Genomic DNA, 16805 nt, shown 5'->3' on the forward strand with positions numbered 1-16805 from the left:
GAAAGGCGTTCTGCTCAGCCATATTCGAGAGTTCTCAAAGCGGGTGTCTCAGATTGCCGATAACCAGCTATCACGGTATGTTCCCAGCGGTAAAAAGAAGACCTCGAGTTGGTTCTCAGCAGGTTCATCCCTTCCTCATGTTGAACAGCCACAAGCCACCGGGGACCCCGCGCGGAGTGGAGGCGACGGAAGCGGATGGAATCAGCACCGCGTTCCAGGCAATTCAGGCTGTCCAACTGGTCCGTCACCCGCAAGGTCGGCGTCGTACTGCTGCTACCGGTAGTACTCGCCTCGACGTTCGCGGTGTTGCGCATCAACGACGAGCTCGACATGATCTCGCAGCTGGACGCTGCCTCGGAACAGGCAAGGATCATCCGCCCCATGCTCGGGTTCGGTTCGGCGACCGAGCAACTCGCGTTGTCGGCGGCGACCTCATGGGAGGATCAGCCGGATTCGGCCATCGACAGGGTCGCGGGCAAATTCGACCAGGCGGCGGCCGATCTCGAAACAGCGCTCAAATCGACCCGAGCGCCCGACAGTGTGAGCAAGGAGCTCGATCTCGCGCTCGTCGCAGGCCGCGCGATGCGCAACAGCCTGCGCAGCTCGTCGCCGGTGACCATCGGTCAGCAGGCCGACGACGTGGCGGCGCGCATCGGTAACGCGATCGCGGTCTCGACCACGATCGAAGAACTCTCCGTGCAGCGCTACTTCCTGCAACTCGGCGTGACCACCAACGCCCGCCGCCTGCTGGCCCAGCAGTACATGCTGATCGGCTCGCCGGGCGCGGCCAAGAACCCCGCCGTGCAGCCGACGGTTCTCACCACCGCGGGTGGCGAGCTCGTGCTCATCATGCAGTTCGCCCAGCTGCAACCGTCTTCGGCGCTGAACGCCAACACGCTGATCGACGCGATCAACACCCGACTAGGGGCATTCGGTCAGAACGTCGGCGATCCGACGACCAACCCCGCGGTCGTGGATTCGCTGCGTACCAGCGCCGCCTCCTACGACCAGACCACGCTCGCCCTCGTCGACACCATCGACAAGCGGCTGGCCGACCGGACCTCGGAACTGCGCGGCATCGTGCTGCGCGATATCGCGATCGTGGTCGCGACCCTGCTCGCCGGTCTGGCGCTGGCGCTGGCGGTCGCCCGCTCGCTCGTCGTCCCGATCCGCAGGCTGCGGCACGGCGCGTTGCAGGTCGCCCACGTCGACCTGCCCAACGAGATCGAGGTGGTGCGCTCCGGCGGTTCGACCCCGGAGACCAGCCAGATCGACGTGCACACCACCGAGGAGATCGGCCAGCTCGCCCGCGCCGTCGACGATATCCACCAGGCCGCGCTGCACCTGGCCGGTGAACAGGCCCGTCTGCGCCTGCAGATCGGCAGCATGTTCGAAACCCTGTCGCGGCGCAGCCAGTCCCTCGTGGAGCAGCAGCTCTCGCTCATCGAGGAACTCGAACACGACGAGGACGATTCGGAACGCTTGCAGAGCCTGTTCCGCCTCGACCACCTCGCGACCCGCATGCGCCGTAACGGCGACAACCTGCTCGTGCTCGCGGGCACGGCGCTGCGGCGCGGCCACCTGCCCCCGGTCCCGCTCTCGGACATGCTCTGGAGCGCGGTCTCGCAGGTCGAGGACTACCAGCGCGTCGAGATCGGCGCCGCCCCCGACGGCATCGTCCCCGGTGAACCCGCCGTCGACATCGAGCACCTGCTCGCCGAACTCATCGACAACGCGCTGCGCTATTCGCCGCCGACCACCCCGGTCGCGGTCTCGGTCGCGCGCGCGGTCGACGGCGGCTACCTGATCGAGATCATCGACCGCGGCCTCGGCATGTCGACCGAGGATCTCCAGACCACCAACGACCACCTCGCCTCCGGTGGTGAGGTCACCGTCGAGACCGCCCGCCGCATGGGCCTGTTCGTCGTCGGTCGGCTCGCCAAGCGTCACAACATCACCGTCAACCTGCGCCGTACCTCGGCCATGGCCCAGCAGCCCGGCATCACCGCGAGCGTGCACCTGCCGGGGACGCTCGTCTCCCCGGTCCCGATCTCGCACGACAACGGGCCCGCGCAGATGTCGGCCCCGCCGTTGCAGATCGCGCGCCCCGAGGCCAATCCGCAGCCGCCGCGCGCGCTGGTGCCGGTGCCGAGTCTGGCGCTGCCCGAGCACACCTCCGGTTTCGACCAGTCCGGGCCCAACACCCAGGCCTACGACATGGGCGGCGGTCTGCCGCAGCGCAGGCCCGCGATCCGGGTCGCGGTGCCGGGCGAGCGGGACAATTCCGGGCCCGCCCCCGTCATCGATGTCGAAGCCACCGATCCCGGCCGCGCCTCGCGCCGGTACCCCGAGCGGAACAACGACGGTTACCTCCGGTCCGAACCGCTCGCGCTGCCCGCGCCCGCCGATCGGAACCAGTCCTCGTACTCCCCAGAACCCGAGAAGATCGATATCTGGGCCGAGACCCAGACCTTCGCTCCGGAAACGCTCGCACCGCGGCAAGCCCCCGCACCCGAGCCCGAACCGGTGGCGATCACCTCGACCACCACCGTGACCGGTCTGCGCCCGGTGACCGCGGAGACACCGACCCCGATCTATCAGCGCATGGTTTCGGAGTGGCTGGTCGAACCCGCGTCGTCGGGGTCGGACGGCAGCGACGACATCACACCGTGGACCTCGCGCGCCGACGAGGGTTGGGCGGCCGCCGCCGAGGCGAGCAATCCGACGACGTCGGGGCGCACCTCAGGCGGGCTGCCGATTCGTCAGCCCGGCGCCCAGTTGGTGCCCGGCGGGCTCTCTCCCGCCGAAGAAGCCAACACCAGGAATCCGGATGAAATCCGAAACAGCCTGACCAGGCATCTCAGCGGGGTCCGCAGTGGGCGGGCCGACGCCCAGTACAACGACGGAGGGCTTGTATGAGCGAGAACCCGAGCAACACGACGGACGAGAACCTCAATTGGCTCGTCACCCGGTTCACCCGGGACGTACCCGGCGTGACCCACGCGGTGCTGGTGTCGGCCGACGGCCTGTTGCAGGCGACCAGCCCGCACCTGCCGAGCGATCGGGCCGAACAGCTCGCGGCGGTGACCGCGGGTCTGGCGAGTCTGGCGGCGGGCGCGGCGCAACTGTTCAACGGCGGCAAGGTCATGCAGTCGATCGTGGACATGCAGCGCGGCTATCTGTTGGTGATGACGGTCGGCAACGGCTCGCATCTCGCGGTGCTCGCCAACAAGACCCACGACATCGGCCGTATCGGCTACGAGATGGCTCTGCTCGTCGATCGGGTCGGGTCCGTCGTCTCGGCCACCGCCCGTACGGCTGTCTGAGAAGTGCGATGCCCAACCCTTCCGGCGGGGGGCCGGGAACACCCCCGACCCGCGTCCGCCCCTATGCGCTGACCTCCGGGCGTACCGAGCCGGCGGTCGATCTTCCCTTGGAGGCGGTCATCGAGACCATCTCCTACACTGCCCATTTCGAATGGCCTGTCGGCGACCTGCGCACCGACATCGTGCGGCTCGGCACCGCGCGACTCTCGGTCGCGGAGATGGCGGCGAAACTACAACGGCCACTCGGCCTGATCCGTGTCGTCATCGGGGATCTGGTCGTCGCAGGGACGCTGCGGGTGCACTCGACACTGAGCGATCAGGCAACATATGACGAGCGCCTAACACTGATGGAGAGGACTTTGCGTGGACTCCGCGCCCTATAACGCCCAGCCCTACGGCTCGGCACCCACGGACAACCGCACCGCCTCGACGAAAATCGTTGTCGCAGGCGGTTTCGGCGCGGGTAAGACGACCTTCGTCGGTGCGGTGTCGGAGATCGTTCCGCTGCGGACCGAGGCCATGGTGACCGGGTTCTCCGACGGCATCGACGATCTCGCGGCGACCCCCGGTAAAGAGACCACCACCGTCGCCATGGATTTCGGGCGCATCGTGCTGCCGGGCAATCTGGTGCTGTATCTGTTCGGCACGCCGGGCCAGCGCCGGTTCTGGTTCATGTGGGACGACCTGATCCGCGGCGCGATCGGCGCGGTGGTCCTGGTCGACACCCGCCGTATCGAGGACAGTTTCGCCGCCGTCGATTTCTTCGAGGCACGGGAACTGCCGTTCCTGGTGGCGGTCAACCGATTCCCGGACGCGCCGCGATTCCCGGTGGCCGAACTGCGTGAGGCGCTGTCGGTCCGCGCGGGTGTTCCGATCGTCGACATCGACGCCCGCAACGCCATGGAAGTCCGTCAGTCGCTCGCGGCCGTCACCGAATACGCCATCGCGCGCCTCGCCGAACAGAACCGCGAGCAGCCGGTACGGCAGGGGTAAGGAACCTTCGCGTGAGCTATTTCGCTATGGGCTACTGGGTGCTCGGGCTCTCGGTTCTCGTGTCGGCCGCCGGTGCGTTGGTCGGCTTCACCTGTATCAAGGAGTCCACCAAATCGGTGACGGCCCGGTTCAGGACGGTGTGGCTCACCGCGGCGTCCGTGTCCATCGGCGCGATCGGTATCTGGCTCGCGATCTTCGTGTCGATGCTCGGCGTCAACGGTCCCGGTGGCGTCTCGTTCCGTTACGACGTGGCGCGCCTGCTCGGCGCCGCCATCCTCGCCGGGCTCGCGGTGTTCGCCGGGCTGATCTTCCTCGGACGAACCCTGGTGTGGCCGCGGCTGATCGGCTGCGCGCTCGCCATGGGCGCCGGACTCTCGCTGGCGATGTACGTGGGCATGGACGCGCTCCAGGTCAGAGGTTCGGTCGAATTGCGCTGGGCGCCCATCATCGGTTCTATCGTGCTGCTGGTTGCCCTCTCGGTCGCCACGCTGTGGTTCGTCCTGCACCGGTGGCCGTTGCCCGCCATGATCGGCGCGGCGATCGTCGTCGGCCTCACGGTGATCGGCGCGCACTATCTGTGGCTGGCCGGTCTGGAGGTGCACGTCGATTCGCGCGTGTCCGCTCCCGACGGCGAGGAGCTGTTCACGTTCCTGGTGCCGATGTTCGTGATCGGCATGCTCTCGCTGGCGATTCCGATCACGGCCGTGCTGGTCGCCCCCGACCGTCGCAGTGCCGGGACCGCGCCGTCGGCCGCGCGCGGTGGTGAATCCGAGCTGATCCGCTGACCCCTGCGGGGAAACGCCGCGAATTCCGCGTCGCACCGACCTACAGTGGCAGACAGGCGGTTCGGTGATCGACGCCGTGGTGATCGACACCGTGGTCGATGACGCCGTGGTGGACGAGGTCGTGCTCGGACGAGCTCGCCAGTGGGATCTCGTACAGGAGGAGCCGGACGTGACGCCGGAACAAGAGGCAGTGCTGCACGACATCCAGACCCAGCTGCGCGGCCCCGGATCGGCGGGCTGGCCGCAACTGGGTTCCGACGCCGAGGGAAACCACCGCACGCTGGTCGAGGGCATCGCCGCCGCGCTGCGCCGGATCGGCGAGCTGGAGGAGCAGACCGCGGCGCTGCGCGCGCAGACCACGGCACTGCGTGCGCAGGTGGGCGAATTACGCACGGAGATCAGCGAATTGGAAGCCACATCCGCCGAACTCGCCGCCGAGGTCCGCAATCTGGAATCCAGACAGTTACCGTGGCCGTTGTCGTTGATCGAAGGACCCGCGGAATTCGTGGGGGCGCAGTTGAATCGACTCGAAGCGCTGCTGCCGGGTCACGGAGCCGACGGCAAACCGGCCGCGCCCGACGCATGAGCGGCACGCGCTCTCACGCGGTCTGTTCGGGGGGCTGCGGTCGAAGACCGGAACTTTGGCGATGAGCGGGTTCTCTCGGAAACCGGGAGAACCCGCCCTCTCGCACGAGGGTACCGGGCTGTGAGCTCGATTTCATCATTTCCCCAGGACTTTTACACCCCCGAAAATCCAACTCTCGGTATGCATTTCACCGTAGAGCAATCTTTTCGCAAGCGTGAATTTCAGAGTACACCCAGCTAGAAGCTGCATAGACGTTTGCCGATAAATTGCCTTGGAATCCCCGCTAAGCCGACCAGGCCCCTAGTTCATCGGGACGACACCACCCCCGACGACCGTGTTCGGGCCCGGCGCGTTCACTACCCGCCGCACGGTCCCGCGCGTTATCGTCGGCGAGCAGCACGCGGACAGACTACGTCCGGACGCGGCACAGTCAGGTTCATTCCGAAGGTTCGTTCCGAAGGAGTTCCTATGACGGTCAACGTGGTGCTCGACAAGGTTCTCGACAAGGAATACGAGAACAAATCACTCGCGGAGATCCTGTCCGCCCCGCCGTCGGCCCTGGCGGGTCTCACGCCGGAGCACGACAAGGTGCTGGCCGGATTGAAGATCAAGACCATCGCCGACCTCGGCGGCAACAAGTACTTCCAACTCGCCGCCACCCTGGTCGAACTCGCCGGCAAGCAGGGCTGAGTTCCGCCCGGCGGGGCCGGATCGTGATCCGGCCCCGCCGGGCGATCAGAGGCGATCGACGTCGATCAGACCGAGACGCATCGCTTTCACCAGCCGACGCGGAACCCGGTAGGTCACCCCGGCGACGGTCACCTCCACCAGATCGGGCGCGACCGCCTTCCATTGCGCGCGACGACCGCGCGTGTTCGAGCGCGACATCCGGCGCTTCGGGACCGCCATCTCACGCCTGCCCGGCGCGACGGCGCTTGCCGTACCTGCGCTCGAACTTCTCGACCCGCCCCTGGGTGTCGAGCACACGGTGCGCGCCGGTCCAGAACGGATGCGAGTCGGCGGTGACGTCGACCACGAGCAGCGGATAGGTTCCGCCGTCCTCCCATTCGATGGTGCGCGGGCTCGTCGCGGTCGATCGGGTGAGGAACCTCTTACCCGTGTTCACGTCTTCGACGACCACCGGGTGGTAGTCGGGATGGATGCCTTGTTTCACCGTTTCTCTCCGCTCTGTCGATCGTTCGGCTGTGCCACGTCGATGGGTTCGTCCGTCGCGCACGGATCGGCATGCCATGCCCCGAAAGGGTCGTCCCAGTCGGCCACCCGCTCCGGCGACCGTTCGACCAGGCGCAGTTCCTCGTCCTCGACCAGCGCCCAGTGCAGCGCGGCCCTGATCTCGACGGGGTCGGCCTCGTGCGCGAGGACGACCAGCGAGACGTGGCGGTCGCCGAAACGTTCGTCCCAGCGCAGCGACGCGAGCGCGCGCCTGGCCGGATCGACCTGTTCGATCTCGCTGTCGCTCATCGCGGCGAGCCAACGTCCGGCACCGCCGACCCGCAGGCCGCCGCCCGCCGATTCCAGCCACACCACCTCGTCGGGTTGCGTCGCCAACCACATCCGCCCGCGCGCGGTGACCACGCCGTCGAACAGGACGTCCAGCGCCTCGTGCAGGCGTGCGGGATGGAACGGCCGATCCGCGGCGAATTCGATCAGCGACACCCCGTCCTCGGGAACCAGCGGCGGCTGACCGCGCAGTAGGGGCGCGTGCGCGTCGAAGATCCGCCCGCGACGCGCGCCCGCCGAGATCGAGGACAGCAGCGCCTCGGCGTCGGCGGGGCGCAAGCGCGAGGGATCGTCGAGCCAGAGCACGGGCGCGGTGGGCGCCAGCCTGGACAGCACGGCACCCACGCGGGTGCGATCGGGCTCGGAGTGGCCGAGTGCCAGCACGGCGTCGGCGACGTCGACCTGGCCGACGGCCACCTGCGCCACGGTCCTGTCGTCGTCCGCGGTCGCCATGCCACGTTCGGCCAGCGTCTCGTCGCCGGTCGCGTCACCGAGCCAGCTCCGCGCGGCCACGCAGGCCAGCACCGCTTCGACGCGCACGTCACGCCCCGCCGGGCCGTCGACCCGGCCGACCACTCCGGTGATCTCCACGTCATCGATCGCCCGACAGATCGCCTCGGCCTCGAAGGCCTGATCGAGTGCGAGCACGATGCGGTCGATCGAATCGCGCGCGGCCAGGGTGGTGAGCAGCGGCAGCAGATCGGCGCGCAGCGTGCACGAGACGCAGCCGTGGGCCAATTCCAGTACCGACGTCACCGATCGCGCGCCGGTGCGCAGTGTGCGGCGCACCACGCCCTCGCGCAACGCACCCAGTTCGTGCCGCACCACCGCCGTACCCGCGCGCGCCGCCAGCGCGTCGGCGACGCGGTCCACCGCCGTGTTCGCCTCGGTCGAAAAGCCCGTGACCAGGACCACCGGTACCCGACGATCGGGTTCGGGCGGAACCGGGCCGGGATCTGACACAACCACCGAAACCCCTTTCGACAATGATTTTCATTTACCGATCGCCGAGAGTACAGTGCGGATCCGACATTGTCGAAAATGATTATCATCTCGTGGAGGGAGTCGCATGTCGGCCCACTGCCAGGTCACCGGACGCAAACCCGGCTTCGGTAGATCCGTGTCGCACTCGCACGTACGGACCGGCCGCCGCTGGAACCCCAACATCCAGCGCAAGACCTACTACCTGCCCGGCGAAGGCCGCCGCGTCACCCTGACCGTCTCGACGAAGGGCATCAAAACCATCGACCGGGACGGGATCGAGGCCGTCGTCGCCCGCATCCGCGCCCGCGGCGACAAGATCTAGGAGACAGCCCATGGCATCGAAATCGACCGACATCCGACCGGTCATCAAGCTGAAGTCCACCGCGGGCACCGGCTACACCTATGTCACCCGCAAGAATCGGCGCAACGATCCCGACCGCATGGTGCTGCGGAAATACGACCCCGTGGTGCGCGGGCACGTCGACTTCCGCGAGGAGCGCTGATGGCGAAGAAGTCGAAGATCGCCCGCAACGAACAGCGCGAGCGGATCGTCGAACGCTACGCGATCAGGCGCGGCGAACTGAAGGAAATCATCCGCGATCCGGCGACGCCGCCGGCCGATCGGGCGGTCGCGCAGTCCGCGCTACAACGACTGCCGCGCGATGCGAGTCCGGTACGATTGCGCAATCGGGACGCCGCGGACGGACGTCCGCGCGGTCACCTCCGGAAGTTCGGACTCTCCCGTGTGCGTGTGCGCGAGATGGCCCACCGAGGCGAGTTGCCCGGTGTGCACAAGTCGAGTTGGTAGCAACCACCGATCCCGCAGAAGGAAAACCTGATATGGCAGTCAAGCGAGCACCCTCGAAAAAGGTTCGCGCCGAACAGGCCCGCCGCCCGAAGAAGAACCCGTTGATCGCCGCGGGCATCGAGACGGTCGACTACAAGGACGTGAACCTGCTGCGCACGTTCATCTCCGATCGCGGCAAGATCCGCAGCAGGCGGGTGACGGGACTCACACCGCAGCAGCAGCGCCAGGTCGCGGTCGCGGTGAAGAACGCCCGCGAGATGGCCCTGCTGCCCTTCACGAGTAGGTAGTCGCGTACGGGTGCAAGCCCCGGAAAACTTGACGGCGGGAGCCGGGGTCGCGCGTCGGCCCCGGCTCCCGCCCTTGTGCGCGGCGCACGGCCCCGCGCCGACCTCCCGCCGTCCGGCCCGGCGAGGTCGTTCGCACCACGGAGAGAACCAGCAGCTATCGAATTACCCCCGTTCGGGAGAATTCCCACAACGCTGGTTGAAGATCAAACAATCGGCGGACCGCACGTATCCGAACGGCAACGATCGAGCCAATAGTTAACGTACTGCTATCGATCGGCTAACTCGAATTCGAATGCCGATAATCGAACGATGTCAAGCGCCTATGAAGAAACGTGACCTTCGTCACACGTTGCTGTTATACTGGCGTTATAGCCATGTGATCTGATTCCATAAATCTGGACGGGTGATACATTGATGCATACATAATTGACACGTAACACCTCTCGGGGGTGGAACTATGACGGCCTTATCCGCCGGAATGTTGACGATCGGAACCTACCGGCCCGATCGAATCGTTTCCAATTCCGAACTCGCACCTGAACTAGGGGTCGACGAAGCTTGGATAACCACGCGGACCGGAATAACTGAAAGAAGATTTGCGGGGGGGCATGAAACAGTAATTTCGATGGCGGTACAGGCTGCGCAATCCGCGCTCGATGTCGCCAAACTATCCGCCGGTCAGGTCGATGTCGTCATATTGGCGAGTTCCACCCACTTGAATCAGACCCCAGCCGCCGCGCCTATTATCGCCGCCGAGCTGGGATGCGACCGGCCCGCCGCGTTCGATATTTCCGCGGGGTGCTCCGGTTACGCACACGGTATCGGTCAAGCCGCCGCACTCATCAATGCCGGACAATCCGACACCATTCTCGTGATCGGATCCGAGAAGCTCAGCAACGTCATCGATCGCAATTCCCGATCGGTCGCCCCCATCTTCGGTGATGGGTCCGGAGCTGCGCTGATAACCCGCACCGAGTCCGGATACATCCGCCGGACGATCTGGGGCAGCATCGGCGAGCAATCGCATCTGATCCGTCAGGAACCGACCTGGGAACAACAGCGCGCAGATCCGGCGGGCACCCCGACTCCCTTCTTGATGATGGAGGGTACCGAGGTTTTCCGATGGGCCACGACCGCCGTTCCGAAAATAGTTTCCGAAATTGCCGAAGCCGGGGGCATCGCACTTTCCGATATCGAGGTATTCGTTCCCCATCAGGCAAATCTCCGAATTATCGACGGCGTCGCCCGTAAACTCGGTTGGACGGATGAATCGGTAGTCGTCGCGGATGACGTACGGCGAGCCGGAAATACTTCCGCTGCCGCACTGCCGCTCGCCATTGCCGACCTCATTTCCTCCGGTCGAGCAAAACCAGGACAACTCGCGCTCCAAGTCTCATTCGGCGCCGGTCTTTCCTATGCGGGCCAAGTTTTCGACCTTCCCAAGGTTGCCTGACCGAATTATCGAATTGCTCCTCGAAAGTGTTGTGCGATGACCGTTACATTCTCCAGCTACGACGAGCCCCTCGGACCACGGTCCGATCGTTACTTCGGTGAGGGTTACAAGAAAGTAAGTCCCGAACTGTCCGCCCTCGGAATCAGCCGGTCGACCGAAACCGGCGCCGAGCATTCCGGGCTCGCCAGCCTGACCTACCCCGCGGCCTGGTCACGCAAAGAGCACCGGGAACTGGTACCCCATGTCAGCAGCGTGGACACGATCATGCTCGCGGCCACGCTCTGCGACGCGGCGATCGTTCACACCCGTGATCTGAATCCCGCCGAATCCGCGCGTATGTGGATCAGGCACGCGACGGTGCGTGCGGGCGCACAGCCGCACGAGGATCTCGATCGCATCCCCGTCACCGCGACGATCACGGCCACCGCCGAGACCGCCGACGACGAGTCGGAGACCACCTTCAAATTCCAGGTCGGCAATCTCGGCGGCACCATGACCGTGGTCCATCCGATCGGAGCGGGCACGTCGACCGTGCCGGGCGTCGACCGGATCGCCGCCCTCGGCGATATCTTCGGTCCCGCTCCGCACTACTACCTCAACGGCGTGAAGGACCACACGCTGACCGCCACCGACCTCGTCGTGAGCGCGGATTCGACCAGGATCACCGGGCGCCAGCAGGTCCGTACCGGGATCGAGGGCGGATACGTCGGCGCCGAATCGGCCTACTGGAACTCGGTCTCGCCGATCGACGCGGTCGTCGGCGCGGCCCAGCTGTCGCAGATCCTGCTCTACGCGATGGATTCGCTCGACCGCACGAGCAGCAACACCCTGTGGATGCGGAAACTGGAATTCTTCGCCGACGGTCCGCATCGCCCTTCCGAGGAGACCTTCGACGGCACGGTGGAAATCAAACGCTCGTCGGTCATCGACCGCGGCGGTCAGCGCTGGCGCAGCGCCGATCTGCTGATCAAGGAGTTCCAGGGCGTGACCGGCTCCTGCCTACTTGCCCATCAACTTCCGGACTGAGGGGCCGAGGGTATAGCCGGTGTGCTGGCCCAGCGCGCAGTCGGCGAGCGCCGCGAGGGCGGGTTCCTCCGCGGCGTGCTCCGGCGCGTCCATCGCGAGCAGCGCGTTGAGCAGCATGCCGTTGGCGATGAACTGCTGCACCTGCTGGGCCGGGCTCCCCGTGCGCTCGACCAGCAGGTGGAACAGGGTGACCAGGCAGCGCCGCGCCGCCGCGGCGATCTGCGGGTGCGCGGCCGCCGCGCTGAAACCTTGCAGGAGCACGACGAGCACGTCGCGGTCCTCGACCAACCTGCTGTACACCGCGCCGAGACGGTCCCACACATCCGGCGCGGTCGCCGCCGCCGGATCGTCGAGTTCGGCCGCGAAAGCCGAGATCAGTTCCTCGACCGCCCGATCGAACACCTCCTGGAAGAGATCAGCCTTGCTACCGAACATGCGCACGACATACGGCTGGGACACACCTGCCTCCAGCGCGACCAAATCTGTACTGGTCCCGGCGTAGCCGCCACGAGAGAATGCCCGCCCCGCAGCCTCCAGAATCCTTTCGCGGCGCTCGGCCGCGCTCAGTCTGGCCATCATGTACTTCAAGTTACCACGCCCAAATATTGACAAGTTATCGTTTGATTACTAGATTTCGGCTGACATTGTGAAGCAACTCCGGACGAGTCGTGTCATTCGCACGCTCGGTGAGAGTTCCGCGGAACGATCGCCGCGATACGAGGACACCCGATGAAGGATTCACCCGCGTTACGACTAGCCGTCACCGGTGCCCCGGGCAGTGGGAAGACCGCGGTGTGTACCGCGTTGTCCCTGGCCACCGGACTGTCGTTCGCGACCATTTCCGAGCAGCTCGCGAAGCCGGTGGCCGATCGCCGACTGGCCGCGACGGTGGACGCGCCGATGCGCGGTTTCGAGCAACGGGTGGATTCGGAGGCGAGGCTGGGAACCGGATTCGTCTCCGACGGTTCGGTTCTGCACGAATGGGCTGTCGCGGAGACCCTGCGAAGCACCAGGCGGCTCGGGCACTGGCTGCGCCGTCCGCAGGATCTGCCCTATCGCGTTTTCGAACAGCGTTACCTCGTGGCGCACGCGGGCATCGTCGTACGCCGCGCACGGACGACCTACGACGGTTTCGTCCATCTCCGGCTGGACGGCGAGGCGGCCACCGCCGAGCCGGAGTCGGAATTTCACACTGTCATAGATCGCCTCCTGCTCGACACCCTGCACGAAACGTCGGTCCCCTATCTCGTGACCGGGGGTCCGTTGGAGGAAATCGTCACCCGGGTAGCGGGGATGTTCGAGCTACCACAGGTCATTCCCGTCACGGATGCGGTGAACGCCGCGCTCCGAGCCGCTTGACACCCGACACCGCCGTACTGGAAATCAGAAGGGTAAACCGATGGCAACAGCCGGTGCCGAACAAACCGGACAGCGTTCCGACAGCTCGATATGGACGCTCGTCGTGGTCGCGTTGGCGACCTTCATGCTCATGCTGGACCTGACGGTCGTCAACGTCGCCCTACCCGATATCCGCGCCGCCTTCGATTCGTCGTTCTCGTCGTTGCAGTGGATCCTGGACGCCTACGCGCTCGGGCTGGCCGCGGTCCTGCTCGCCGCCGGATCACTCGCCGACCGCATCGGCCGCAAGAAGGTGTTCGACGCGGGCCTTGTCATCTTCGTACTCGCCTCGCTCGCGTGCGGTCTCGCGCCGAACGACCTGACGCTGATCGTGGCCAGGCTCGTCCAGGGCCTCGGCGGCGCGATCCTTTTCGCGGTCGGACCAGCGCTGCTCGGACACGAGTTCCGCGGTAAGGACCGGGGCATGGCCTTCGGTGTCTTCGGCGGCGTGGCCGGTCTGGCCATCGCGTTCGGCCCCCTCATCGGCGGCGGCCTCACCGAATCCCTCGGCTGGCGCTGGATCTTCCTGATCAATGTCCCGGTGACGATCGCCGCGCTCGCGGTCGGCTTCCTGAAGATGCGCGAATCCCGCAGCGAGACACCGCCTCCGCTGGACTGGCCGGGTATGGCCACCTTCTCGGCGGGTCTGTTCTTCCTCGTGCTCGCCTTCATGCGCGGCCAGCAGGACGGCTGGGGCAGCGCGCGGATCATCGGCTGCTTCGTCGTGGCGATCCTGCTGTTGGTCGCCTTCGTGTACTTGCAGCTCACCCGACCGGGCCGCGCGATGTTCGATCTCACGCTGTTCGGCAACAAGACGTTCAACGGCCTGTCCGTGGTGACCGCCCTGTGCGCGCTGTCGGTGATGCCCGCGCTGTTCCTGCTCATCTCCTACGTGCAGAATCTGCTCGGATACTCGGCCTTCGCCAGCGGCGTCCGCTTCCTGCCGCTGACCCTGCTGCTGTTCGTCGCGGCGGCGGTCGCGGGCAGCCTGGTCGCCAAACTGGCCCCCGCCCTGCTCGTCGGCGCGTCGCAGTTGCTCATCGCGGCAGGACTTTTCGCGGTCCTGCTGGTCGATGTCGGCGATTCGTGGACGGCCCTTATTCCCGGCATGGTGCTGATCGGGCTCGGCATGGGCCTGTTCAATCCGCCGCGTGCCGCCTTCTCCATCGCCGTGACCACTCCCGACAAGGCGGGCGCCGCCTCCGGCATCAACGAGACCTTCCAGCAGGCGGGTCTGGCGATCGGCATCGCGGCGGTCGGCGCGTTCTTCCAGAACCGGGTCGGCGGCGCCTTCGCCGACACCGAGACCGCCAAGACCGTCTTCGGCGACAAGGCCGCCGAGGCGGGCGACGCGATCGCCGCGGGCGGACCGTCGGTGCTCGGCACGAACGAACTCGGGAACGCGGCCGACGCGGTGCGCTCGGCGGCGGAATCCGCGTTCGTCAGCGGCCTGCACAACGCCATGGTGCTCGCGGCGGTGCTGGCGGCGATCTCGGGTGTCATCGCGTTCCTCACGTTGCGCAGCGGTGATCTGGACGAGGCGGCGCTGGCCACCCCCGGTGTGCCCACCGAGGCACTGACACTCGACAAGGCCCCGGTGGCCTGAGTTGACGCTCGCGACCAGACCGCGCTTCGCGTTCACCGATGTGGACCACACCCTGCTGCGCGTGAGCACGCTGCATCATTTCGGGGAGTACTTCTTCGAGACGACGGGGCGTGGCGAGGTGCTGGCGGGCCACCGGACGCGGATGCGGCGGTTGGCCGAGACCGGAGCGGACCGGGCGACGCTGAACGAGAGCTACTACCTGCTCTGGGCGGATATCCCGGTACGCGAGGTCGAGGCCGCCGCGGTGATCTGGCACGACGAACTGCGCGCGGCCGGGTTGTATCGCACCTCGGTGCTCACCCGGCTGCGCGCCTTGCGGGCGGAGGGAGTCGAGACGGTCCTCGTCTCCGGCTCCTTCCGCGCCTGCCTGCGCCCGATCGAAGAGGAACTCGGCTGCGCCGCCGTGCTGTGCACCGAACTCGAGCAGGCCGACGGGCTGTTCACCGGCGAAGTCCTGCGTTCGCTCATCGGACCGGCCAAGCGCACCGAGGTCGAGGCGTTCGCGGCCGGATATCCCGGTCACGACCTCGCGCAGGACTACGGATTCGGCGACCACATCAGCGATGTGGCCGTCCTGGAGAGTGTCGGTCATCCGGCCGTGATCCCGGTCGACCCGGCACTGGAATCGGTGGCGCGGGAACGTGGCTGGGAGATTCTGCGTGATGACCAGCGTTGATCGATCGGAGGCGTGACGGTGTACATAGTCGGCGGACAACATCGCGACAACATCAAACTGGCGATTTCCGGCACCTACGGTGTGGGCAAGAGCACCACCACCGAGGCACTGTCGATCGCGACCGGTATCCCGCGCACGCACGCGCTGACCTCGCGCGAACTGCTCGTCGACCTCGCGCCGGGCAAGACCGTGATGGAACTCAATTCGATCGAACTGCTCCAACTCGGTCTGCGCAGGTTCGAGGAGCGGGTGCACAACGAGTCGATCGAAGGGTCCTTCATCTCCGACGGCTCGGTGGTGCACGAATGGGTGTACGGCACGGCCAGGATGGCGGTCGGCATCAACCCGGGAGCCGGATTCGCGCTGCGCGCGATCAAGACCGTCGCCGGGATCGGCCGCAAGAAACCGCTGCACGAGTACACCGATATCGTCGGCGATGTCGTCAAGGAGCGGGCGAGGCATCTCTACGACGCCTATGTCCATCTGCCCGTGGAGTTTCCGATGAGGGCCGACGGCCACCGACCGGTGTCCGAGCCGTTCCGCGCGCTCTCCGACGACAGCCTGCTCTCGGTGGTCCGCGAACTCGGACTGCCCTACGAGGTGGTCGGCGGCACGGTGGCCGAACGGGTCGCCAGGATCATCGATCTGTTCGATCTCGACACCGTGATGCCGGTGGAGGAGGCCATCGAGGAATCGCAGCGCCGCGTCAGGGCGGCGACCAAGATTCTCGAGGAGGACGACCGCTTCAAATCCGCCCAGCGCAAGAAATCGTTGTGGCGCAAGCTTTCCTACGCCATGCGTTACTGACGCCACCGAGCCGGAACCCGGCGGAGCCCCACCACTAGGGTTTGCCGTATGGATCGGAACCCGGGAGCACGGATCACCGCAACCGTCGTGGCGTTGTTCGCCGCGATCGCCGTGGCGGGCTGCGGCGCTTCCGACGACGACAGTGCCGCGCCGCCGACCTCGGGCACCGCGACACCGAGTACTCCGACCGAGAACGCGGGCCAGAACCAGGGCAGGCCGTTCATTGCCGATCCGACGATCGTCGGGGCGCATTCCATCCCGTTCACGTCGTGGACGCGAATCTCCGACGACCGGATCGCGGTCGATTTCCAGACCGGCGCGCCCGAATGCTACGGCGTCGACGCCGAGGTGACCGAGACGTCGAAGACGGTCGTGGTGGAATTGCGCTCCGGTAAGAGGGCCGACGCGGTGGGCAAGATGTGCACGATGGTGGCGGTCTTCGGAACGCTGGAAGTGCCGCTGAAGACTTCCCTCGGCGATCGCCCGGTACTCAGCGCGGCGTGACGCGCCGTCCCCCGGAGCCGGTACCGAAAACCCCTTCGGTACGCA

At 66.4% G+C, this 16805-nt stretch carries 22 protein-coding genes; 18 read left to right on the top strand and 4 right to left on the bottom strand.

The window, feature by feature from the left end; translation table 11 throughout:
* Nucleotides 1-195: 195 nt before the first annotated feature.
* From JZ792_RS27025 to JZ792_RS27055, 7 genes are all read left to right on the top strand, one after another.
* The gene (locus JZ792_RS27025) at nt 196-2919 is read left to right on the top strand and encodes a sensor histidine kinase (RefSeq protein ID WP_216914684.1); all 2724 of its coding nucleotides are present in this window, start codon (nt 196-198) and stop codon (nt 2917-2919) included.
* Nucleotides 2916-3326 carry a roadblock/LC7 domain-containing protein gene (locus JZ792_RS27030; protein ID WP_216914686.1) on the top strand — a complete coding sequence of 137 codons (411 nt, stop codon included), beginning with the start codon at nt 2916-2918 and terminating at the stop codon, nt 3324-3326. The genes JZ792_RS27025 and JZ792_RS27030 overlap by 4 nt, the downstream gene beginning before the upstream one ends.
* An 8-nt stretch (nt 3327-3334) precedes the next feature.
* Entirely contained in the window at nt 3335-3709 is a 375-nt protein-coding gene (locus JZ792_RS27035; protein WP_216914688.1) for a DUF742 domain-containing protein, read from the top strand.
* Nucleotides 3690-4319, top strand: coding sequence for a GTP-binding protein (locus tag JZ792_RS27040; RefSeq protein WP_198654550.1), 630 nt, complete (start codon nt 3690-3692; stop codon nt 4317-4319). Before JZ792_RS27035 ends, JZ792_RS27040 begins: the two co-directional genes overlap by 20 nt.
* 11 nt (nt 4320-4330) lie before the next feature.
* The gene (locus JZ792_RS27045) at nt 4331-5104 is read left to right on the top strand and encodes an MHYT domain-containing protein (RefSeq protein ID WP_216914690.1); all 774 of its coding nucleotides are present in this window, start codon (nt 4331-4333) and stop codon (nt 5102-5104) included.
* Nucleotides 5105-5168: 64 nt separating this feature from the next.
* Complete coding sequence (locus JZ792_RS27050; protein WP_216914692.1) at nt 5169-5690, top strand: hypothetical protein; 522 nt, start codon at nt 5169-5171, stop codon at nt 5688-5690.
* Between the two features lie 468 nt (nt 5691-6158).
* Nucleotides 6159-6380: a hypothetical protein gene (locus JZ792_RS27055; RefSeq protein ID WP_216914694.1), complete on the top strand. Its 222-nt coding sequence runs from the start codon at nt 6159-6161 to the stop codon at nt 6378-6380.
* A 45-nt stretch (nt 6381-6425) separates the two neighbouring features.
* Here JZ792_RS27055 and rpmF read toward each other — a convergent pair whose 3' ends face one another.
* Genes rpmF through mrf form a run of 3 tightly spaced genes read right to left on the bottom strand, consistent with a single transcriptional unit; the run spans nt 6426 to nt 8180 of the window.
* A complete protein-coding gene (gene rpmF / locus JZ792_RS27060) occupies nt 6426-6599 on the bottom strand; it encodes a 50S ribosomal protein L32 (protein WP_216914696.1) in 174 nt (57 codons plus the stop codon).
* 1 nt (nt 6600) lies between these two features.
* Nucleotides 6601-6864, bottom strand: coding sequence for a type B 50S ribosomal protein L31 (locus tag JZ792_RS27065; RefSeq protein ID WP_216914698.1), 264 nt, complete (start codon nt 6862-6864; stop codon nt 6601-6603).
* Nucleotides 6861-8180 carry a ribosome hibernation factor-recruiting GTPase MRF gene (gene mrf / locus JZ792_RS27070; RefSeq protein ID WP_216914700.1) on the bottom strand — a complete coding sequence of 440 codons (1320 nt, stop codon included), beginning with the start codon at nt 8178-8180 and terminating at the stop codon, nt 6861-6863. Before mrf ends, JZ792_RS27065 begins: the two co-directional genes overlap by 4 nt.
* Before the next feature lie 100 nt (nt 8181-8280).
* On the opposite strand from mrf, the gene rpmB reads away from it, so the two are divergent.
* From rpmB to JZ792_RS27100, 6 genes are all read left to right on the top strand, one after another.
* Entirely contained in the window at nt 8281-8517 is a 237-nt protein-coding gene (gene rpmB, locus JZ792_RS27075) for a 50S ribosomal protein L28 (RefSeq protein WP_216914702.1), read from the top strand.
* 10 nt (nt 8518-8527) lie between these two features.
* Nucleotides 8528-8698 carry a 50S ribosomal protein L33 gene (rpmG, locus tag JZ792_RS27080; protein ID WP_216914704.1) on the top strand — a complete coding sequence of 57 codons (171 nt, stop codon included), beginning with the start codon at nt 8528-8530 and terminating at the stop codon, nt 8696-8698.
* Nucleotides 8698-9003, top strand: coding sequence for a 30S ribosomal protein S14 (rpsN, locus tag JZ792_RS27085; protein WP_216914706.1), 306 nt, complete (start codon nt 8698-8700; stop codon nt 9001-9003). The genes rpmG and rpsN overlap by 1 nt, the downstream gene beginning before the upstream one ends.
* Nucleotides 9004-9035: 32 nt before the next feature.
* A complete protein-coding gene (gene rpsR / locus JZ792_RS27090) occupies nt 9036-9290 on the top strand; it encodes a 30S ribosomal protein S18 (RefSeq protein WP_011211513.1) in 255 nt (84 codons plus the stop codon).
* Nucleotides 9291-9768: 478 nt separating this feature from the next.
* Nucleotides 9769-10743 carry a beta-ketoacyl-ACP synthase 3 gene (locus JZ792_RS27095; protein ID WP_216914732.1) on the top strand — a complete coding sequence of 325 codons (975 nt, stop codon included), beginning with the start codon at nt 9769-9771 and terminating at the stop codon, nt 10741-10743.
* Between the two features lie 36 nt (nt 10744-10779).
* Complete coding sequence (locus tag JZ792_RS27100) at nt 10780-11769, top strand: AvrD family protein (protein ID WP_216914708.1); 990 nt, start codon at nt 10780-10782, stop codon at nt 11767-11769.
* On the opposite strand, the gene JZ792_RS27105 is transcribed toward JZ792_RS27100, so the two are convergent.
* A complete protein-coding gene (locus JZ792_RS27105) occupies nt 11743-12348 on the bottom strand; it encodes a TetR/AcrR family transcriptional regulator (RefSeq protein ID WP_109529090.1) in 606 nt (201 codons plus the stop codon). The two genes, JZ792_RS27100 and JZ792_RS27105, sit on opposite strands and share 27 nt — an antisense overlap.
* A 150-nt stretch (nt 12349-12498) precedes the next feature.
* On the opposite strand from JZ792_RS27105, the gene JZ792_RS27110 reads away from it, so the two are divergent.
* The 5 genes from JZ792_RS27110 to JZ792_RS27130 are packed head-to-tail and all read left to right on the top strand — an operon-like array spanning nt 12499 to nt 16760.
* A complete protein-coding gene (locus JZ792_RS27110; RefSeq protein ID WP_216914710.1) occupies nt 12499-13128 on the top strand; it encodes an AAA family ATPase in 630 nt (209 codons plus the stop codon).
* A gap of 40 nt (nt 13129-13168) precedes the next feature.
* Complete coding sequence (locus JZ792_RS27115) at nt 13169-14773, top strand: MFS transporter (RefSeq protein ID WP_216914712.1); 1605 nt, start codon at nt 13169-13171, stop codon at nt 14771-14773.
* Between the two features lies 1 nt (nt 14774).
* The gene (locus JZ792_RS27120) at nt 14775-15449 is read left to right on the top strand and encodes an HAD family hydrolase (RefSeq protein WP_216914714.1); all 675 of its coding nucleotides are present in this window, start codon (nt 14775-14777) and stop codon (nt 15447-15449) included.
* Between the two features lie 12 nt (nt 15450-15461).
* A complete protein-coding gene (locus tag JZ792_RS27125; protein WP_308165475.1) occupies nt 15462-16256 on the top strand; it encodes an AAA family ATPase in 795 nt (264 codons plus the stop codon).
* A 48-nt stretch (nt 16257-16304) separates the two neighbouring features.
* Nucleotides 16305-16760: a hypothetical protein gene (locus tag JZ792_RS27130; RefSeq protein WP_254190417.1), complete on the top strand. Its 456-nt coding sequence runs from the start codon at nt 16305-16307 to the stop codon at nt 16758-16760.
* The last annotated feature ends 45 nt before the right edge of the window (nt 16761-16805 follow it).

It is taken from the genome of Nocardia noduli (assembly GCF_019038455.1).
GTDB lineage: Bacteria > Actinomycetota > Actinomycetes > Mycobacteriales > Mycobacteriaceae > Nocardia > Nocardia noduli.